The organism is Gordonia sp. p3-SID1431, assembly GCF_025143765.1.
Lineage (GTDB): Bacteria > Actinomycetota > Actinomycetes > Mycobacteriales > Mycobacteriaceae > Gordonia > Gordonia hongkongensis.
Window position 1 is genome coordinate 1 of sequence record NZ_JAMBDT010000001.1, and the last position, 16753, is coordinate 16753.

General features: G+C 68.5%; 14 protein-coding genes, 1 tRNA gene and 1 other RNA gene. 9 read left to right on the plus strand and 7 right to left on the minus strand.

The window, feature by feature from the left end; translation table 11 throughout:
* The 5 genes from M4D77_RS00005 to M4D77_RS00025 all read right to left on the minus strand — a co-directional run.
* A partial coding sequence (locus tag M4D77_RS00005) for a DUF222 domain-containing protein (RefSeq protein ID WP_396266454.1) occupies nt 1-1113 on the minus strand: 1113 nt, incomplete at its 3' end.
* A 316-nt stretch (nt 1114-1429) separates the two neighbouring features.
* On the minus strand, nt 1430-1705 hold the full coding sequence (locus M4D77_RS00010; RefSeq protein WP_259935278.1) for a hypothetical protein: 276 nt from the start codon (nt 1703-1705) through the stop codon (nt 1430-1432).
* Between the two features lie 27 nt (nt 1706-1732).
* Complete coding sequence (locus M4D77_RS00015; protein ID WP_238995001.1) at nt 1733-2347, minus strand: SDR family oxidoreductase; 615 nt, start codon at nt 2345-2347, stop codon at nt 1733-1735.
* 49 nt (nt 2348-2396) lie between these two features.
* On the minus strand, nt 2397-3350 hold the full coding sequence (locus M4D77_RS00020; protein ID WP_159369895.1) for a carbohydrate kinase family protein: 954 nt from the start codon (nt 3348-3350) through the stop codon (nt 2397-2399).
* Entirely contained in the window at nt 3347-4006 is a 660-nt protein-coding gene (locus tag M4D77_RS00025; protein ID WP_078111809.1) for a class II aldolase/adducin family protein, read from the minus strand. Before M4D77_RS00025 ends, M4D77_RS00020 begins: the two co-directional genes overlap by 4 nt.
* 265 nt (nt 4007-4271) lie before the next feature.
* On the opposite strand from M4D77_RS00025, the gene M4D77_RS00030 reads away from it, so the two are divergent.
* Together M4D77_RS00030 and M4D77_RS00035 are read left to right on the plus strand one after the other, a co-directional pair.
* The gene (locus M4D77_RS00030) at nt 4272-5738 is read left to right on the plus strand and encodes a hemolysin family protein (RefSeq protein WP_259935279.1); all 1467 of its coding nucleotides are present in this window, start codon (nt 4272-4274) and stop codon (nt 5736-5738) included.
* Entirely contained in the window at nt 5731-6744 is a 1014-nt protein-coding gene (locus tag M4D77_RS00035) for a hemolysin family protein (RefSeq protein WP_065631156.1), read from the plus strand. Before M4D77_RS00030 ends, M4D77_RS00035 begins: the two co-directional genes overlap by 8 nt.
* A 16-nt stretch (nt 6745-6760) precedes the next feature.
* Here M4D77_RS00035 and gluQRS read toward each other — a convergent pair whose 3' ends face one another.
* The gene (gluQRS, locus tag M4D77_RS00040; RefSeq protein WP_259935280.1) at nt 6761-7669 is read right to left on the minus strand and encodes a tRNA glutamyl-Q(34) synthetase GluQRS; all 909 of its coding nucleotides are present in this window, start codon (nt 7667-7669) and stop codon (nt 6761-6763) included.
* Nucleotides 7670-7807: 138 nt separating this feature from the next.
* Between gluQRS and M4D77_RS00045 the strand changes: the two genes are divergently transcribed.
* Nucleotides 7808-8860 (plus strand): ATP-dependent DNA ligase, encoded by a 1053-nt coding sequence (locus tag M4D77_RS00045; protein WP_137808698.1) that lies wholly within the window; start codon nt 7808-7810, stop codon nt 8858-8860.
* A 2-nt stretch (nt 8861-8862) separates the two neighbouring features.
* A complete protein-coding gene (locus tag M4D77_RS00050; RefSeq protein ID WP_226512266.1) occupies nt 8863-9963 on the plus strand; it encodes a DNA polymerase domain-containing protein in 1101 nt (366 codons plus the stop codon).
* Between the two features lie 19 nt (nt 9964-9982).
* Here M4D77_RS00050 and M4D77_RS00055 read toward each other — a convergent pair whose 3' ends face one another.
* Entirely contained in the window at nt 9983-10831 is an 849-nt protein-coding gene (locus M4D77_RS00055; protein ID WP_078111806.1) for an NmrA/HSCARG family protein, read from the minus strand.
* Nucleotides 10832-10909: 78 nt separating this feature from the next.
* Between M4D77_RS00055 and M4D77_RS00060 the strand changes: the two genes are divergently transcribed.
* The 5 genes from M4D77_RS00060 to M4D77_RS00080 all read left to right on the plus strand — a co-directional run bounded on the left by M4D77_RS00060 (nt 10910) and on the right by M4D77_RS00080 (nt 16704).
* Nucleotides 10910-10998, plus strand: a tRNA-Ser gene (locus M4D77_RS00060).
* A gap of 147 nt (nt 10999-11145) precedes the next feature.
* An RNA gene (ffs, locus tag M4D77_RS00065) (signal recognition particle sRNA small type) lies at nt 11146-11240 on the plus strand.
* Nucleotides 11241-11311: 71 nt separating this feature from the next.
* The gene (locus M4D77_RS00070) at nt 11312-12586 is read left to right on the plus strand and encodes an aminotransferase class I/II-fold pyridoxal phosphate-dependent enzyme (RefSeq protein ID WP_226512267.1); all 1275 of its coding nucleotides are present in this window, start codon (nt 11312-11314) and stop codon (nt 12584-12586) included.
* A gap of 88 nt (nt 12587-12674) precedes the next feature.
* Complete coding sequence (locus tag M4D77_RS00075; protein ID WP_259935281.1) at nt 12675-14183, plus strand: glycosyltransferase 87 family protein; 1509 nt, start codon at nt 12675-12677, stop codon at nt 14181-14183.
* A 43-nt stretch (nt 14184-14226) separates the two neighbouring features.
* Nucleotides 14227-16704 (plus strand): DNA polymerase III subunit gamma and tau, encoded by a 2478-nt coding sequence (locus tag M4D77_RS00080; RefSeq protein ID WP_259935282.1) that lies wholly within the window; start codon nt 14227-14229, stop codon nt 16702-16704.
* Nucleotides 16705-16753 lie beyond the last annotated feature (49 nt).

The window sequence follows — 16753 nt, forward strand, 5'->3', positions numbered from 1 at the left end:
GTCGAGACCGATCAGGGTCGACAGGTTCACCACGATGTGAAACGTCGCGCGCGGCGCAGCCGAATCCGACGCCGAGGCGGCCGGCTCAGCCGGGTCATCGACAACGACGTCGGCTGACGGGTCGACGATGGTGTCCGCCTCCGTCATCGCAGCAGTTGGTGCAGGCGGCTCGACGGTCCCCACTGTCGCTGCGTCGGAGTCTGTTGCTGTGTCGGGTTCGGTTGCGGCAGGTCGGCAGTCGTCGCATAGGCACGTGATGGCGGCTTCACCGCGAGCGAGCGCTTTCATAGCATCGACCCTGCGGTTGGCCAACTTTCGCGGGTCACCGGCGTGGACCGCGGTGGCCATCGCTGTCAGGCGGGCGTCGAACTCGGCGGCATCAGCGTTGGGAAGCGTGCCGGAGATCCGGGACTGCCCGGGTGTGAAGCGGTCGGGGGTGATGGTCACCTTGCGGTCGGACTTCACCCGCTCCTTGCGTCGACGGACCGCGTCGGGCGCCCACTTGGCGACGATGGAATCGACCATGGCGGTGAACCGCGCCGTCGACATCGGTGCGCGGGCGAAGATCGCCTCGGCGAGATGGGCGTCCACGGTCTGCATCTCTTCGTCGTCGGTGATGAGATCGGTGCGCTTGAGCGCGATGAGGAAGCGCCGCTTGTCGATTCGACCACACGCGAGTGCGTGTCCGGTGAAGGAGAGTCGGTAGCGCAGTGCGTCGCCGGCCTCGATGAGATCTTTCGCCTCGGCCGGTGTCACGGTGAGGGTGGCGCCGACTTCGGCGATGGCCTGTTCGAGACCGTTGGGCCCGAACTGCTCGTAGGGGTTCTCGCCCGCGGCCACTCGCGCGGACAGGTGCTCGAAGGCTTCGAGGGAGTCGAGTTCGCCGCTGTGCGTCTCGGCGCGCCGCTGGGCGTAGTCCATTTCGCGTTCATCGTGAATGAGGCTGGCCACGACCATCATTCGGTGCGCGGACGCTGCTGCCAAGCCGGCGCAGTGGTTGAGGACCTCGACGAGTTCTGAAGCGGAGAGTTCATGGTCGGGACGAAAGCGCGGCTCGACCGACTCCTGTGGTGGGTCCACCGATGTGGATCCGGCCCCCGCCCCCGATGACATACCTCCACAATACTCGAATATATGTTCGAGTCAAGGGTCTGATCTCGGGATCTCCCGGGTTGTCTCGCAATCCAATCACGCCGCACCGACAGGACTGAAGCGTCGCCTCGGTGGCCTCGACGGGCGCGGCGTCCTCGCTTCGCTCGGTCGGCGCTGCTCGACAAGCGGGACTCTGCGGCGCTGCTCGACAAGCGGGACTCTGCGGCGCTGCTCGACAAGCGGGACTCTGCGGCGCTGCTCGACAAGCGGGACACGGCTCCTCTGCTCGACCAGCAGAGAACGGCGGCGCACCACAACGAGCGACGGCGGACGGGTGTCAGCGGGAGTTCTCGGCAACCATCCGTTCGCGGATGCCGCCGGCGACCCCGGTGCTGTTCGGGTTGGGGTCGTGGATCGCACCCGCGTGCGGCTCGACCGGCGTCCCCTTCTCGGTCTCGGACTTCGCCGTCGCCGCCGAGAATCGCTCGGTGATCCCGGGCATGAGGTGATGAGAAGCGTTGGCGGCCTTGGCTTTGTAGCCGACCGGTTGGTCCAGCTTCGGGTCGGTGCAGGCTGCCACGATCGCGTCGACCACGATCTGCGGATCGTCCATCGCGGACATCCGCGGTTCGTGCCCGGTTTAGTTGGCGGCGTGGACCCACCACGGGGTGTCCACGGCCCACGGCATGATGGTGCCGACCTTGATGGCGTCGTCGCCGGCCATGCGCAGCTCTTCGCTGATCGAGTGTCCGAGGCTCCGAACCGCCGCTTTCGTTGCGGCGTAGGTGTTCTGGAGTGCGATCGGTACCTCGCTGTCGACCGAGCCCACGTTGATGAGTGTGCCGCGACCCTGCGACCGGAAGACGCGCAGCGCCGCATGTGCGCCGTAGATCAGGCCCTTCAGGTTCACGTCGACGAGGCGAGCGTGGTCCTCGGTCGGGATGTCCCAGAAGTACCCGACCGCGCCGACGCCGACGTTGTTCACCCACACGTCGATCGATTCGAGCCATTCGAGCGCGGCGGACGCGAGATGGGCGACGGCACGCGGATCGCTGACATCGGTGGGCACCGCCAGCGCCGACCCGCCCTTGCCGGTGATCTCTGCGACGACCTCGTCGAGGACCGCGGTTCGACGCGCCGCGACGACGACGTTCGCGCCGAGTTCTCCGAGTCGCACCGCGGCGCCGCGTCCGAATCCGCTCGACGCGCCGGCGATCACGACGGTGGAGCCGTTGATTTCCTTGTTGTCTGTCATGGTGATCGCCTACCCGAGGCGGGGTTCACCAAACCGAGAGGAGGCGCGCTCAGCCCGCGGCGCGGGACTGCCGGAAGGACTCGATCGCGGCGAGATCGTACGAGTTCGCCCCGGTCCCGATGCCCTGGGCGACGTGCGCGGCCACCGCGCAACCGAGTTCGGCGGAGTCGGCGAGACCGAGCCCGCGCAGCCGGCCGGTCAAGAACCCGGCGGAGAACGAGTCGCCGCAACCGGTGGTGTCCACGACGTCCACCTCGAACGCCGGCACCGCGACCACGTCGTCGCCGGTCACGACCAGCGCACCGTCGGCACCGCGGGTGAGCGCGACGCAACCGACACCGCGGTCCAGGAGCGCCCGTGCGCCGTAGGTGAGGTCGTCGGTTCCGGTCAGTCCCCGGGTCTGCTCGTCGTTGGGCAGCAGGTAGTCGAGGTGGGGAAGTGCGTCGGCGATCCACTCGAGAAGGCCGGGGTCGCCAGCCGACAGCAGATCGGCCGACGTCGTGATCCCGCGGTCGCGCGCCCGGCCGAGGAGCTCTGCGGCGACGGCGCCGCCCAGGAATTCCGGGCCGCCGAGGTGCAGGTGGTCGAGCCCGGTCAGCGCGTCTGCACCCAGGTCGTCGGGCGTGAACTGTGCGTTCGCCCCGATGCAGTGCCACGCGGGACGGTCTCCATTGGGTCGGACGGGTATGACCGATGACGACGTCTGGACCCCGGGCTTCGGAACCAGGCCGCCGGTGTCGACGCCTTCGGCGTCCAGCAGTGCGGTCAGCGAACGCCCGATCGTGTCGTCGCCGATCGCTCCGTGGGTCCGGACCGTGGCGCCCAGCCGACTGAGGACGAGCGCGGTTCCGCCCGCGGTACCGGCGGCGGAGAAACCGATGGACTGGACGAGCGCGCCGTCGGACCCCGCCGGGATGGACTCGATCCCGACGACGTGGATGTCCAGCACATGGACGCCCACGGTTGCGATCGTCGGCGGTTCGAGCCGCGGTGAGGGTGTCACGTCCGGTTCTCCTTGGGTGTCCCGTAGTCCAGCCGGATCGCCTGGGCGACAGTGGACTGCTGTTGGTCCTCGGTGAGTTCGCGAGGCCGGCCCATGCTGCTGGTCCGGTGAAAGAGGGTCGCGAGCCACTCCAGCAGCAGGGCGTTCTCCACCGCGTGGGCCAGGCTGGAGCCGCGTGCCACCGAACCGTGGTTCGCCATCAGCGCGACCTGGGTGTCGACCAGCGCGTCGGCGACGATCCCGGCGAGCTCCGGGCTCCCGAACGTGGCGTACGGCGCGACCGGGATGGCACCGCCGAGGCCGAGTTGCTGGTAGTGCAGCACCGGTAACGAGGTCAGTCCGCTGACGCAGGCGACCGCGGTCCCGAAGGGTGCGTGGGTGTGGACGATCGCCTGTGTGCCGGTTTCCTCGTAGACGCGGAGGTGCAGGTCCAGCTCGGACGACGGCGCGATCGGCCCGTCGACGACGTCGCCGGCAAGGGACACCACCGTCACGTCGGTCGCGGCACAGTTCGCGAGCACGACCCCGGTTCCGGTGATCGCGACGTGATCGCCCGCACGCGCCGACACGTTGCCGGAGGTGCCGATCAGCAGACCTTCGGCCGCCAGCCGTCGAGCGGCTGCGGCGACCTCGTCGCGTATCGACGGGTCGCTCATCGGCCGAATGCGTCGGTCCGCACTCCGCGGAGAAGGATCGCCGGGCATGTCGCGGAACTCGGAGCGCATTCGGTACGTTGGGACCACATACCGGACATTTACGCACATGCCTTTGCTCCCGGCACCCGGTATGAAATACCCGAGCACCAGCGAGAGAGACGATGAGACGCGGAAAGCGCCGAAAACGCCGACGACACCAGTCGGCCCCCTGTTGTGAATTGAATGACCCGGGTGTTCCGCCCGGCCCCGACACCGGGACGGTCTCATGCTGACCCTCCTCGGAATCGGACTCGGAATCCTGGTGGTCTTCCTGATCACCGCCCTCACCGGTTACTTCGTGGCCCAGGAATTCGGCTACATGGCGGTCGACCGGTCCCGCCTCAAAGCCCGTGCCGAAACCGGTGACGCCGCCGCGAAACGCGCGCTCGCGGTCACCCGCCGCACGTCCTTCATGCTCTCCGGCGCCCAGCTGGGCATCACTGTCACCGGCCTGCTCGTCGGCTACGTGGCCGAACCCCTGATCGGTTCCGGCGTCGGCGAGCTGCTCGGCGGCGTGGGTATCCCGGTGGGCGTGGGTGTCGCGATCGGCACGATCATCGCGATCATCTTCTCCACCGTCGTGCAGATGGTCTTCGGTGAGCTGTTCCCCAAGAACCTCGCCATCGCCCGGCCCGAGCCGGTCGCACGGTGGCTCGCCCGTTCGACGACGATCTACCTGGCCGTATTCGGTTGGCTCATCGCATTGTTCGACAAGTCGTCGAACCTGCTGCTGCGAGCGCTGCGCATCGAGCCCGTGCACGACGTCGAGCATTCGGCGTCGGTGCGCGACCTCGAGCACATCGTCGCCGAGTCCCGCGACGCGGGTGACCTGCCCGACGAGCTGTCCGTCCTGCTCGACCGTGTGCTCGAATTCCCCACGCGCACCGCAGAACACGCGATGATCCCGCGACCGAACACCGATCATGTCGACGCCGATCTGGCGGCGGGTGAGGTGCTGACACTGATGAGCACCGGCCACACGCGGTACCCCGTGCTGGCCGGCGGTGACGACGAGGTACGCGGCGTGATCCACCTCCAGGACCTCCTGGAGTGGAGCTACGCGCTGAAAAAACAACCGCCGCAGGCTGATTCGTCGGCCACCGCGGTAGACCTGTGTCGTCCCGCGGTGGTGGTGCCCTCGACGCTCCCGCTGCCCGAGGTGTTGGAGACCCTCGCGGACGCACATGACGAGATGGCGGTGGTCATCGACGAATACGGCGGCTTCGCCGGGGTCGTGACCGCCGAGGACATCGCCGAGGAACTGGTCGGCGAGATCGACGACGAACACGACTCCGAGGCGACCGTCGCGATCGAGGAGAGCCCCGAGGGATGGCGCGTGCGGGGTGACGCACACGTCGACGAGGTCTCCCGGACCGTCGGCTGGGACCTCCCCGAAGGCGACTACGAGACGATGGCCGGACTGGTGATCGCCGAATTCGTCGGACTCCCGGAGGTCGGGGACACGGTGACGATCGAGATCGATCCCGATCCGTCGACCCTGCTCGAAGACGACGAGGCGCCACCCCGCACCGTGCGGGCCACGGTGCTGGAAGTCGACAAGCGCGTCCCCGCTCTGCTGTCGATGAGCGTGGCACACAACGACAACAACCCGGGCGAGAAGAGCCCGGACGACAAGAACCGGGGCGAGAAGAAGAACCCGGCCGAGAACGGAGAGGAGAGCGACAATGGATAACCCGTGGGTCGTCGCGGCCGTCACCGTGGGCCTGATCGCGTCCAGCGCCTTCTTCGTCGCGGTCGAGTTCGCCCTCATCGCCGCGCGTCGGCACCGGCTCGAAGACGCGGCTGCGACCAGCGGCAGCGCCCGCGCAGCACTGCGCAGCGCATCGGAACTGTCGGTGTTGCTCGCCGGATCGCAGCTCGGCATCACGGTGTGCACGCTGGCACTGGGTTCGGTCACGAAACCCGCTGTGCACTACTGGCTCACGCCGCTGTTCGCCGGCTGGGGCCTGCCGTACTGGTCGGCCGACGTGATCGGCTTCGTCCTCGCCCTCGTCATCGTGACGTTCCTGCACCTCGTCGTCGGTGAGATGGCGCCGAAGTCGTGGGCCATCGCCCACCCCGAGAAGTCGGCGATCATGCTCGCGATCCCGATGCGCGCCTTCATGTGGGTGACTCGTCCGTTCATCGTCCAGCTCAACCACCTCGCCAACTGGTGCCTCAAGCGTGTCGGCGTCGAGCCGGTGGATCAGGTCGCGACCGGGCAGGACAGCGACGCCCTCCGCCACCTGGTGGAGCACTCGGCCACCGTGGGCACACTCGACGAGCGGTACCACGCCCACCTGACGAGTGCTCTGGAACTGGAGTCGTTGACCGTCGGCGACGTCGTGACCCCCAACGACCATCTGGCCGTGGTCGGTCCGGCCGCGGACGCCGATGAGATCCAGACGGCCGGCCGGACCTCGGGCCACCTGCGGCTGCTGGTGCGCGACGATGCGTCCGGGGCGCCGGTCCGCGGTGTCGTGCATGTGCGCGACAGCCTGACCGCGTCGCCCGGCACCACGGCGGCCGATCTCATGCGCCCGGTCCTGAGCGTCGAGTCGGCGCAGCCGGTGTACGAGACGCTCACCGCCATGCGGGAACAGCGCGCCCACCTCGCGCTCGTCACCGATGGGGGCCGCGCGGTCGGACTCATCACCATCAACGACGTGCTCCAGCGGTTGCTGGCGACCACGGCGTAGGAGGCGGCCGGGGCCGCTAGGCCCACTCGTCGGCCGTCAGGATCCACGGTTCGGTCGGCAGCGCGGCGGGATCGAACCGCTTCGCCAGTTGCTCTGCGCGCACAGGCTCGTCCCGGTCGCCGAGCCCCAGTGAATGGGCGATGCGGGACAACACGGTCGACGTCGCCACCCCTGCGGCGGCGAGGTCGGCCAGGGTCACCGCCCCGTCCCGCTTGCTGAGCCGGATTCCGTTGGCGTTGAGCACCATCGGGACGTGCGCGTACGTCGGTGGGGCCTTCCCGAGCAGCGCCGCCAGGTAGGCCTGCCGGGGCGCCGACGACAACAGATCGTCCCCGCGGACGACCTGGTCGACGCCCTGCGCGGCATCGTCGACGACGACGGCCAGGTTGTAGGCGGGGGTGCCGTCGTTGCGCAGCAGCACGAAGTCGTCGACCGCGCCCATGTAGGGGCCGTGCAGCAGGTCGTCGACGCCGTACTCCCGGACGTCGGCCCGCAGCCGGATCGCGGGTGGCCGGGTGGCACGGCGTTCGTCGCGCTCGGCGGCGGTGAGGTCGCGGCACGTGCCCGGGTAGGCGCCCTGCGGCGCATGGGGTGCGGACGGCGCGTCGAGGATCTCTCGGCGGGTGCAGAAACACTCGAAGGTGCGGCCGGCGTCGCGCAGGTCGTCGAGGACGGCACGGTATGCCTCGAGCCGGTCGGTCTGGTGGACGACGGGCGGGTCCCAGTCGAGGCCCAGGGCCGCGAGATCGGACAACTGCCGGGAATCCGCACCCTCGACGGCTCGGTCGAGATCCTCCATCCGGATCAGGAATTGTCGGCCGGTGGTCCGCGCGAAGAGCCAGGCGAGCACGGCGGTCCGCAGATTGCCGACGTGGAGGTCTCCGGAGGGGGAGGGCGCGTACCGGCCCGCTCGCTGCGTCGACACCGCGTCGAGATTACCGGTCGGCGATGAGAATCCGCGCTGCGGCCGGTCTGCCTGTAACGGCCCGGACGACGACACGCCGGGTATGCGGCGGCGCGTAGGCGTTGCGGTCCCGTCGACGAGTGAGGAACGATGAGTTTCATGGATCTACCGGTCATGCCGCCTGTTGCGCCGATGCTGGCCAAGGCGGTGACCAGCGTGCCGCCGCAGCCCGACGGTTCGGTGGCGTGGTCGTATGAACCCAAGTGGGATGGTTTTCGCGCGTTGGTCTTCCGCGACGGCGACGAGGTGACGATCGGATCGCGAGGCGGCAAGGACCTGGCCCGGTACTTCCCCGAGATCGTCGCGGCGGTGAAGGACGAACTGCCCGACAAGGTGGTCCTCGACGGTGAGATCGGGGTGCCGGCACTGATCGGCGACACGCATCGGCTCGACTGGGATTCGCTCGCGCAGCGCATCCATCCGGCGGAATCGCGCGTCACCATGCTCGCGGAGAAGACACCGGCGATCTTCATCGGATTCGACGCGCTGGCGCTGGAGTCGACGAGCGTGATGGCCGAACCCTTCGAGGTGCGCCGGGAGGCCCTGCTACGGGCCGTCGGTCCGGGCGGCCGGGACCGACGCGTGCATGTCAGCCGGGTGACGAGCGACCCGGCGGTCGCCGAGGACTGGTTCTCCGCCTTCGAAGGCGCCGGGCTCGACGGCGTCGTCGCCAAGCGACTCGACGGCGTGTACGTCGAGAACAAGCGGGAGATGCTGAAGATCAAACACAAGCGGACCGCGGACTGTGTCATCTTCGGGTATCGAATCCACAAGTCGGGCACGGGGATCGGATCGATGCTGCTCGGACTGTACGGCGACGACGGCGAACTGCGGATGGTCGGCGGGGCGGGTGCCTTCTCCGACGCCAAGCGGATCGAGTTGCAGCAGATGTTCGAGCCGATGCGGCTGGACCCGGAGAAGGCGTCGCCGGGCGAGCCGACGCGGTGGCGTTCGGAGAAATCGGGGGAGTGGATCCCGATCCGTCCGGAGCTGGTCGCGGAGTTCGCCTATGACCAGATGGAGAACCATCGCTTTCGGCACACGGTGAAATTCCTTCGCTGGCGGCCCGATCGAGAACCGGAGAGCTGCGGTTACGACCAGCTCGACGTCCCGCTGACCTACGATCTCCACGACGTCCTCGAAGGAGAATGACCATGGCATCTCGTTCGCCCGCCGAGGAACTCGACGTCGACGGGGTCGCCGTCCGGATGAGCAACCCGGACAAGATCTACTTCCCCGAACTCGGCGAGAACGGCGGCCGCAAGCGCGATCTCGTCGGGTACTACCGCACCGTCGCACTCGGCGACACGGGTGGCAGGGCCGACGACAGCGGCGACGGACCGCTGATGCGCGCCACCCGCGACCGCCCGACCTTTCTGCAGCGCTTCCCCGACGGCGTCGAGGGCGAGGAGATCTACCAGAAGCACATCGCGAAGAAGCGGCCCGAGCATGTGCAGTCCACCCCGATCGTGTTCCCCTCCAAACGAACCGGCGACGCGATCCGTCCCACGGTGCCGGCTGATCTCGTGTGGGGCGCGAACCTGGGGACCGTCACCTTCCATACCTGGCCGACCCTCCACCCCGACAACGACCATCCCGATCAGCTTCGCATCGACCTCGATCCGCAACCCGGCACGACGTTCGAGGATGTCCGGCGTGTGGCGATCGAGGGGCTCAAGCCCCTGCTCGACGAACTGGGCTTCACCGGTTTCGTGAAGACCTCGGGCGGTCGGGGAGTACACGTGTACGTGCCCATCGAACCGCTGTGGGACTTCATCGCGACCCGACGCTGCGTCATCGCGATCGCCCGGGAACTCGAACGCCGCGACCCGGACGCGGTCACCACATCGTGGTGGAAAGAAGAACGCGGAGAACGGATCTTCATCGATTACAACCAGAACGCCCGCGACCGCACTATGGCATCCCCGTACTCCGTTCGACGCAGCGCCCGCGCCCGGGTGTCGACGCCGGTGACGTGGGACGAACTCGCCGACGTCGATCCGGACGACTGCACCATCGCGACCGTCCCGAAGCTCCTGGAAGATCGCGGCGACCCATGGGCCGACATCGCCGACCACCGGCGCGGCGTCGAGAAACTGCTGGAGATGGTGCAGGCCGACGACGCAAACGGACTGGGCGACATGCCTTATCCGCCCAGCTATCCCAAGATGCCGGGCGAGCCGCCGCGCGTACAGCCGAGCAAGAAGGTCGCCGAGCACTGGGATGAGAAGGGCAACCGACGCTCCGACGGCTGATGCCCGGGTTCCGTATGGGTCAGCGGCGCAGCGCCTCGGCCGCCCAGGTCGCGAAACTCTGCCAGCCCACATCAGGGAACCGGCGGTGCAGCGTCGGGATGTCGACCTCGTACCCGCGGTCGCCGAGGAACGTGAACATCGCCCGCATGTCCTCGGACTCGATACGTTCGGGATCGTAGGACTCCGCCGTGACCGTGGTGCCGAGAACGTCGCCGATGATGCGCGCCATCTCCTCGGGCGTCGGCTGATCGGACGCGAGGTCGATGCGCTGGCCGACGTGGACGTCCGGGGCGGCGAACAGAGTGGCGACGAGTCGGCCGAGGTCGCGCCGCGAGAGTTGTTGCAGCGGCTTGTCCGCGGGCATCGCGATCGGCATCACGCCCGCCGCGAGCGCGTCGGCTCCGCCGAGCAGGTTGTCGAAGAAGTAGGCCGGGCCGACGATCGTGTGCGGGATCTCGGTGGCTGCGAGCATCTGCTCGACCTCGAACTTGGAATCGAAATGCGGCACGCCGGTCTGACGATCGGCCGAGGCCACCGAGGAGAACACGAGGTACGGGATCGACGCGGACGTGGCGGCTTCGATCAGCGCACGACCCTGACCGATCTCGGCCTCGACGCCGGATTCGAACGGGGTGGTGAGCGCGAACACGCCCGCGGACCCGGTGAATGCCTCGGTGAGACCCGACCCGCTCACGATGTCCCCGACGGCGAGTTCGACGCCTCGGTCGGCCAGGCGTGCCGCCTTGCTCGACACCGCGTCCCGCACAACGGCGCGGACCGGGAAACCGGCCTCGAGCAGCGCGTCGAGCACAGCGCCGCCCTGCCCTCCGGTGGCTCCGACGACAACGACAGGAGAGGAATCGGCCATGTCGTCGACCCTAGCGGTCACACTCGACGGCCGGACGGTTTGGGTGAGTGCGCCGTCGGCGGCTATCATCTCGACGTTGGAGGATTCGCCTAGTGGCCTATGGCGCTCGCCTGGAACGCGGGTTGGGTTAACAGCCCTCAGGGGTTCGAATCCCCTATCCTCCGCCACCGAAGGTCCGCAGTGACACCCGTATTACCGGGTGACACTGCGGACCTTCGTCGTATCCCCGAGCGTGCGGGCCGAGTGTGATCGAGCCGCGCGGACCGGTTCGAGGACCCCGGCTCCGGCCGCCGGAACCCCTCGCTACACTGGACGACGGATCCCGCGCGGCGTGCATCCTGTGAACTCCCCCAGGGCCGGAAGGCAGCAAGGGTCAACGGGCTCTCTCGGGTGCGCGGGGTCCCCTATTTTCCCGATACGAAGTTTCAGGTCAGGGGCGTCGGCCACCCGCACCGGCGTCGAGCCGCGAGAGGGCCAACGTTGAATTTTCACTCGATGAGTGCCGACCAACTCCGGAACACCCAGACGGAACTGACCAAGCAATACGAGGCGCTGCGCGCGCTGGGTCTCAAGCTCGACCTCACCCGCGGCAAGCCGGCCCCCGAGCAGCTCGATCTCTCGAACGGTCTCCTGTCGCTGCCCGGTGACGAGTATCGAGACGGCGCGGGCACCGACACCCGCAACTACGGCGGACTCAACGGACTGCCCGAGTTGCGCGGCATCTTCGGGGAACTCCTCGCCGTCGACCCCGACAACCTGCTCGCGCTCGGCAACTCGAGCCTCGAGATCATGCACGACCTCACGGTCTTCGGGCTGCTGCACGGCACCGCCGACTCCGACGAGCCGTGGGGACGTCAGACGATCAAGTTCCTGTGCCCGTCGCCCGGTTATGACCGCCACTTCGCGATCACCGAGAGCTTCGGCATCGAGATGATCCCGGTGCCGATGCTGCCCGACGGCCCCGACGTGCGGGTGTGCGCCGAACTCGTCGCCTCCGACCCGAGCATCAAGGGCATGTGGGCGGTGCCCACCTACTCGAACCCGACCGGCGTCACCTTCTCCGAGGAGGTCACGCGCGGGCTGCTCGAGATGTCCGCGGCGCCGGACTTCCGGATCTACTGGGACAACGCCTACGTCGTCCACACGCTGGTGGAGACCCCGCCGACGCCGCTGCCGATCCTGGAGATGGCGGCGCAGGCCGGGCACCCGAACCGCGTGTACGTCCTCGGCTCGACGTCGAAGATCACCTTCGCCGGCGCCGGCGTCTCGTTCTTCGGGTCGTCGCCGGAGAATCTGGCCTGGTTCAGCAAGTACCTGTCGCTGAAGACCATCGGACCCGACAAGGTCAATCAGCTGCGTCACCTCAAGTTCTTCGGCGATGCCGACGGTGTGCGGGCGCACATGGCCCGCCACCGGGAGATCCTCGCTCCGAAATTCAAGCTCGTGCTCGACATCCTCGAGGACCGTCTCACGGAGTCGAAGGTGGCGTCGTGGTCGGAGCCGGAGGGCGGCTACTTCATCAGCCTCGACGTCGTCGACGGCGCGGCCCGACGCACCATCGAGCTGGCCAAAGAAGCCGGTATCGCGCTCACCGCCGCCGGATCGGCGTTCCCGTACAAGACCGATCCGCACGATCAGAACATCCGACTCGCACCGACGTTCCCGAACACCGACGACCTGCGGGCTGCGATGGACGGGGTGTCCACGTGCGTGCTGCTGGCCGCGGCGGAGACCCTGCTCGCCCGCTCCAGCTGACCCGACACGCCGATCCCGGCGTTAGATTGCTCTCATTCTCCGGCGAGTGCGCTGGCGTGCGCGCCACTTTGTGACAGGCTTTCAAATCGTGAATCTGCCCAGGCCGGTTCTTCTCGCAACCGGTTTCGCCGTCGTGGGGGTCATCGCACTGGCACTCCAGGATGTCGTCGTACCCCTGGGCGCCCAATTCTGGGGTTTGCTGCACAACCAGATCGATCTCTCGGTGTATCAGGCGGGTGCCCGGGCGGTCGCCAACGGCGTCAGTCTCTACGACGTCAAGATGATCGGCGACCTGGACTACACCTACTCGCCGTTCTCCGCCTTGCTGTTCAGTCCGCTGGCCTGGATGTCCTTCGACGTCGCTCGCATGTTGTGGTCGGCGGGCATCGTCGTGGCGCTCTATCTGGTGATCATGCTGAGCTTCCGCAGCCTCGGCCGGCCGGTGACCTGGCCACTGCGCGTGATCGCGGCGTCGCTGGTGGCGGTGGCGATGTTGTTCGAGCCGGTTCGTACGACGATCTGGTACGGGCAGATCAATGTGTTCCTGATGCTCGTGATCGTGGCCGATCTGGCGCGTCCGGACGGTGGACGCCTCAAGGGGTTCTGGACCGGAGTCGCCGCGGGAATCAAGCTGACGCCCCTCATCTTCGCCGGTTACTTCCTCGTGCAACGGAACTGGCGCGCCCTCGCCGGGGTCGTGGGCGGCTTCGCCACCACCATGCTCATCGGGTTCGCCGCCTTGCCCGGGGACTCGTGGTCGTACTGGACGGGCAAACTGTTCGAGTCCGACCGGGTCGGTTCCGCTCAGTTGCGCGGTAACCAGTCCCTGCGCGGCATGCTGGCCAACCACCTCGACACCGACAATCCGCCGACGCTGCTCTGGCTCGCCCTCGTGCTGGCAGTGCTGGCGGTCGGCTTCGCGGCGGCGACGTACGCCCATCGCAAAGGTCAGGAACTCCTCGCCGTCAGCATCGTCGGGATGACCGCCTGCGTGGTGTCGCCGATGTCGTGGGGCCACCACTGGGTGTGGTTCATCCCGATCCTGGTCATCGGAATCCACCTGGTCCTCGACGCCCGGCAGCCGCGGGCACCGCGGGTGTGGGCCGGCGTGGGCGTGGCGGCACTGGTGCTACTCGCGTTCTCGTGGCCGACGCATGTACCGGCGCTGATCCCGGACGGCTATTACACGGGGCTGTACGTCAAGACCCGCATCACGTGGCTCAACTGGTTCACGGTCAGCCCCTATCTGTGGGCCTACCTCGGCGTGCTTGTCGCGACGGTCGTCGGCCTGCGGATGGTCGGCAGCCGCGGCTACTCCTCGCCGACGCCCGCCGACCCGATCATCCCGCCCGGCGTCGCGGCTGCCGTGATCGCCGAGGGCGGGCTGCCGACCGGCGATGCGGGCGGCACCGGCAGTGAGGGCACACGACGGCCGGACACGGGTGGCGAGGAGTCCGGGCCGCGCGACTCGCGAGGCACGTCCGGGCATACTCCGCGTACTTCGGAAGACACCCGCGGGATGGCCGATGACCTGGTCGGAACCGATGGCGAACCCGTCACAGAGACACCCGATCAGGGGCCCGCTGCACCAGTGTGAGGCACACTCATCGACTGTCACGGGTCGCCGGTAGTCTCGACGCGTGGCTCTGTATCGCACCTATCGCCCGGCTACCTTCGCCGACGTCGTGGGGCAGGAGCACGTCACCGATCCGTTGAGCCGTGCCCTGGATTCCGGTCGCATCAATCACGCGTATCTCTTCTCCGGTCCTCGCGGTTGTGGCAAGACGTCGTCGGCGCGGATCCTGGCTCGTTCGCTGAACTGTGTGCAGGGCCCCACCTCCACGCCGTGCGGAACGTGTGTCTCCTGTGTGGCGCTCGCGCCGGGCGGCCCGGGCAACCTGGATGTCATCGAGCTCGACGCCGCCAGTCACGGCGGTGTCGACGACACCCGCGAGCTGCGTGACCGCGCCTTCTATGCGCCCGCCGAGTCGCGCTACCGCGTGTTCATCGTCGACGAGGCGCACATGGTGACGAACGCGGGATTCAACGCGCTCCTCAAGATCGTCGAGGAGCCGCCGGAGCATCTGATCTTCGTGTTCGCGACCACCGAACCCGAGAAGGTGCTGCCGACCATCCGGTCGCGCACCCACCACTACCCGTTCCGGCTGCTCGCGCCGCCGGTCATGCGCGGTCTCCTGGAGACGATCTGTGAGCGCGAGGGCGTGACCGTCGCGTCCGAGGTGTACCCGCTCGTCATACGGGCGGGTGGCGGTTCGCCTCGTGACTCGCTGTCGATCCTCGATCAGCTGCTGGCCGGCGCCGACGACCAGGGTGTCGCCTACGAACGCGCGCTGGCGCTGCTCGGCGTCACCGACGTGGCGCTGATCGACACCGCGGTCGACGCTCTTGCCGACGCCGACGGTTCGGCATTGTTCGGCACGGTGGAGAAGGTGGTCGACGCCGGGCACGATCCTCGACGGTTCGCCGTCGACCTGCTGGAACGTCTGCGCGATCTGATTCTGCTGCAGGCTGTTCCGGACGCCGCGGACCGCGGACTCGTCGAGGCGCCGGGTGACCAGCTCGCCCGCATGCGCGCCCAGATCGAGACCCTCGGGCCCGCGTCGCTGACCAGGTTCGCCGAGATCGTGCACAACGCGCTCGGGGAGATGCGCGGCACGACGTCGCCGCGACTCCTGCTCGAGGTGATGTGCGCGCGGATGCTGCTGCCCGCGGTCTCCGCCGACGACGCAGCTCTGCTGCAGCGACTCGAACGACTCGAGTCGGGTATCGGCACGACGTCGATCCCGGTACCCGCGAAACCGGCTGAGCCGGAACCGGAACCGAAGTTCGTTCGACCCTCGCAGCGCAAGGCGATGGAAGAGGCCAAGGCTGCCGAGGCGTCCGAGCGCGCGGCCGCGGAAGCCGTCGAGGCGGACGCCGCGCAACCCGACACCGGCCGGGTGCCGAAACCGGTGGTCCCGGAACCGGTGGTGTCTGAGCCGGTTGCGCCGGAGACGGTGGTGGAGACTCCTGCGCCGGAACCCGTCGTTGCTGAAGCGGTCGCGGCAGGTGCGGCGCCCGAGGCGGTTGATCCCGACTCGACCGGCGTCGCAAAGGGTTCGGGGGTCGAGGCCGAGGCCGTGCTGCCCGCGGAGGAGCCCGCCGACGACGAGTCGATGTTCGACGAGCTGATCGCCGACCAACCGAGTGCCGAGGCGGCAGAGGTCGAACCGGCGCCGGCCGCTGACGCCTCATCGGACGACGAGACGGCATCTCTGATCGAGGTGCCCGCCCCGCCGACGCCGCCGACTCAGCCGCCGGCACGGTCCGACCGGACCCCGTCCGCACCCGAACCGCCGTCGCGCCATCGGGACGCGTCCTCGCCCGAACCGGAACCGATTGCCGAACCGGCGTCGACCGCGGCGTACGACGACATCCCGCTGCCCGATGAGCCCGTCGACGAGGACGACGTCCCGCCACCCGACGCGATGCCGGTCCGTGCCCGTCGGCCCGAGCCCGAGCCGGTGCCCGAACCGGAGCCCGAGCCCGAGGCGACCGCCGGGCTCGACGCCGACTCGGTTCGCAAGCGGTATCAGGACATCCGGGCCGCGGTGCGGGAACGGTCGAAGAGTCTCGAGCCGATGCTGTCGGCGGCGGTCATCGCCGACGTCGACGGGACGACCGTCGTGCTCTCGCATCCGGTCGAGGTGCTGGTCGGGCGGTTGTCCGCGCCGCACGCCGTGACGATCATCCGCGAGGCGCTCACCGAGGTCTTCGGCACCGAACTCGACGTGCGTACCGTGCACCAGGCGCCGGGCGCCGCCGCGCCCTCCGCCACGTCGACCGCGCCGCCGTCGAAGCAAGCGGCCAAGGCTCGGCAGTCGTACTCACGTCCGAGCCGCGCGCGTGACCAGTCGGCGGCGCCGGCCCCCACACCGGACCCGGTCGCCGAACCGGAGGAGCCCGAGCCGCCACGTGCCGACGAGGACATCCCGCACGACGAACGCGCGGAGATGGTGGCCGATGCACGCACCGGCAGCCCCGAGCAGCGGCTCGACCCCGACCAGGTGGCGCTGGAACTGCTCAAGTCGGAGCTGGGGGCACGGCCGCTCGAGTGACCGGGTGCGCTCGGGAAGCTTTGTCTGAAAACCGCCCCGCGCAACAGGT

What these genes read in the sequence shown, in the direction of transcription:
- M4D77_RS00010 (WP_259935278.1), bottom strand. Translation starts at nt 1,705, where the DNA reads ATGGACGATCCGCAGATCGTGGTCGACGCGATCGTGGCAGCCTGCACC.
- M4D77_RS00050 (WP_226512266.1), top strand. Translation starts at nt 8,863, where the DNA reads ATGGCATCTCGTTCGCCCGCCGAGGAACTCGACGTCGACGGGGTCGCC.
- M4D77_RS00045 (WP_137808698.1), top strand. Translation starts at nt 7,808, where the DNA reads ATGGATCTACCGGTCATGCCGCCTGTTGCGCCGATGCTGGCCAAGGCG.
- M4D77_RS00015 (WP_238995001.1), bottom strand. Translation starts at nt 2,347, where the DNA reads ATGACAGACAACAAGGAAATCAACGGCTCCACCGTCGTGATCGCCGGC.
- M4D77_RS00025 (WP_078111809.1), bottom strand. Translation starts at nt 4,006, where the DNA reads ATGAGCGACCCGTCGATACGCGACGAGGTCGCCGCAGCCGCTCGACGG.
- M4D77_RS00055 (WP_078111806.1), bottom strand. Translation starts at nt 10,831, where the DNA reads ATGGCCGATTCCTCTCCTGTCGTTGTCGTCGGAGCCACCGGAGGGCAG.
- M4D77_RS00035 (WP_065631156.1), top strand. Translation starts at nt 5,731, where the DNA reads ATGGATAACCCGTGGGTCGTCGCGGCCGTCACCGTGGGCCTGATCGCG.
- M4D77_RS00030 (WP_259935279.1), top strand. Translation starts at nt 4,272, where the DNA reads ATGCTGACCCTCCTCGGAATCGGACTCGGAATCCTGGTGGTCTTCCTG.